General features: G+C 35.7%; 4 protein-coding genes and 1 pseudogene. All 5 read right to left on the reverse strand.

Annotated features, from left to right (window positions below):
* Positions 1–91: 91 nt before the first annotated feature.
* Entirely contained in the window at positions 92–754 is a 663-nt protein-coding gene (locus tag ACROAE_RS20400) for a lipase family protein (protein ID WP_432406093.1), read from the reverse strand.
* Positions 755–805: 51 nt separating this feature from the next.
* A complete protein-coding gene (locus tag ACROAE_RS20405; protein ID WP_432406095.1) occupies positions 806–1306 on the reverse strand; it encodes a DUF6795 domain-containing protein in 501 nt (166 codons plus the stop codon).
* A 172-nt stretch (positions 1307–1478) separates the two neighbouring features.
* Entirely contained in the window at positions 1479–2162 is a 684-nt protein-coding gene (locus ACROAE_RS20410) for a GAD-like domain-containing protein (protein ID WP_432406098.1), read from the reverse strand.
* On the reverse strand, positions 2163–2327 hold the full coding sequence (locus ACROAE_RS20415; protein WP_432406101.1) for a hypothetical protein: 165 nt from the start codon (positions 2325–2327) through the stop codon (positions 2163–2165). It abuts the gene before it with no gap.
* A gap of 26 nt (positions 2328–2353) precedes the next feature.
* A pseudogene (locus ACROAE_RS20420) lies at positions 2354–2504 on the reverse strand (IS4 family transposase); the annotation flags it as partial.

Raw genomic sequence — 2504 nt, forward strand, 5'->3', positions numbered from 1 at the left:
GGGTCATCAATGTTTGAAAAGTACTTGAATAGCTGTAGTTGCGACATGGGTTAACTTACTTCTTACTAAAAAGAAGTATAAGATCACAAACTTAAGTCAAGGTAAAGCTTCGTGATCTTGCCCTGGGCCAAACAGGAACCATAGGTACTGGGTCACTTCGGTGAACAGCACGATAAATACCACTTAAACTGGTTTCAACTTGAATTGCATACGGTGCAAAACCCACTCTTGGAGCCCCAAAAGTATATAATTTAACAGGATTTTTGAAGTTTGTTCGAATCCAAATTGCAGCAAGGTTGGCTAAAGCACCACCTAAACTATGACCAATACAATGTAAGGGCTTATCTCCAAGATTTTCTAGTAGCGTTTTGATTTGAGGTTTCATTGAGTTAAATGTTCTATTAAAGCCTGAGTGAACTAATTGGTTATTTGGACCAGATGTTACACCACAATGGAGATCGGTCAGTACATCACACATACCTGCAGTACCGCGAAAAGCAAGCACAGCCTCTCCTTTAAATATCCCCTCATTACGACCAATACCAAAAAAACCGAAACCAGACGTATGGTTTAAAACATGTTCAGCTGTAGTACCTGATACACCATGTAACGTTGACTTTTGAGCATTGAATAAAAAATGTTCCGAAAGAATTGCTGGAACCCTAATTTTAGCAATATTATTACTTTTAATAAATTCACTTTTGTAGGCAAAATCAGCCAAGTTAGAAGCTAGAGTTGGTGTCAAAGTTTTCATTTCATTCCCTTGAATTTAAGTTTACTTTAAGTACAAATTAAAAATTAAAAATTAAAAATTAAAAAAGTCATCATCGTCATCGTCATCGTCATTTCTTTCATAAATATCAAAATCCGTTTCCCATCGACAAATACTTATACCATCAAACATTAAGTTTGCATTTTTTTTATTTGGAAAGGTAAAAGTCACTTCTTTATTACTTAGGTCACAATTTAGCATTGTTAATTTTTCTTTAAACTCTGGAAACTCTTCAATACCACCGAACTCTGAGTCCCATAAAATATACTGAACACTATCAATAATGATGTAAACTTTCTGCATAACAGAATCATTGACGAACATATCACCTGGTTTTTTTGAACTGATACTGACTTCTGGCATAAAAAAACAGCCACACTCGTCCGTTAAGGTTTCATCATTTGATTCAACTTGATGAATATAACTAAGTTCTCTTATCACTTTAGCGCCAACAACAGGTTTTCCGTTTGACAGGACTCGCCCTTTTACTTCTGAGCACATGTGCACGTCGTATGTTTTTAGTAGTCCAAACATGTTGAGCAAATCTCCCTATTAAAACAGCCTTGTTGGCTGATAGCGCAACAACTGCGGTAAGCGTTAATGTTATTTTTTATTCTACACTTGCTAAAATTTAACAACATAGAACTGTATGTTTATCGCACTACTTTTAATTAAACTAATTAGTGTTTAGCATTAGAAGTAATATTTATTGGTTATGTGGTAATTGGTTTGATAAAGCAACAATATCAGCCATGACACGTTTTTCACCGAGTTCAGCTAGAAAGTTAATATGTTCTAGCGCTTTCATTTTTTGTAAATTCTCTAGCTTATTAATCCCACCTAATGATAGCGCAGGCACAAAAGAATAGATTTCATCAGACTCTAGGACTCCCAGCTTTTCTAGGGCTCGATTAAATAAAGGCATTCCATCTGCTTCTTCTTCAATTGAATCTTTTGACATAACTGCAAAAAATAAGTCAATTGATCGTTCCTCGCCCAACGCCTTCAATTTATCACTATAATCAGCAGGGAGTAACATTCCATAACTTGGATTTATTTTAATGCTTTGCCCAGACGTTTTACCCCATACAAATAAGCGACCAAATGCACCTCGACCGATTACATAGTATTTATCGATACCATCTTTCTCTCGTTCTTCAAATTCTGTACCTGACAACCATACTTGTAAAACCTCATGATAATCAGCTGGATTTACAGTCCAGAAAGCTCCATTACCCCAACCACAAAATCCATATTCTTGCCAATATTCTAAAAGACGGTTCGGCAGTTTTTCCTTAAAATAATCAAGCGTTTCTTGAGTAGGATTCACTGACTTGATAGCTGGTCCAAACCCTTTAAAGTTATAAAAATTATCAAAAAACTTATTCATTTATTTACACCTATGCAAATCTACATTCATTTTTGTCTCTGGACCTAACTCTTCTAGTGCTTTTTTAGCCTTTACATCCATCATTTCAACGCGGCTTGCTAGCGATTTATTACCCAACTCATCTTTACCTTTGTTCTTCCACTGCGAGCCTATGGATTTATTAATACTAGCATCACCTCATATACTGGACCTTAAGCATTAAGGCCTGAAAAAACTCCATCTAACGTTATGTCTTTTCTAGATTTTCTTTGTTGTGACTTTTTTGCGTTTATTGTTATATAGCAGACCGCCCAGTCTATCTTTTCTGTTATTTCTGACCAAGCCCGATGACAGATACACTCA

Source organism: Shewanella sp. MF05960, from assembly GCF_050849305.1.
Lineage (GTDB): Bacteria > Pseudomonadota > Gammaproteobacteria > Enterobacterales > Shewanellaceae > Shewanella.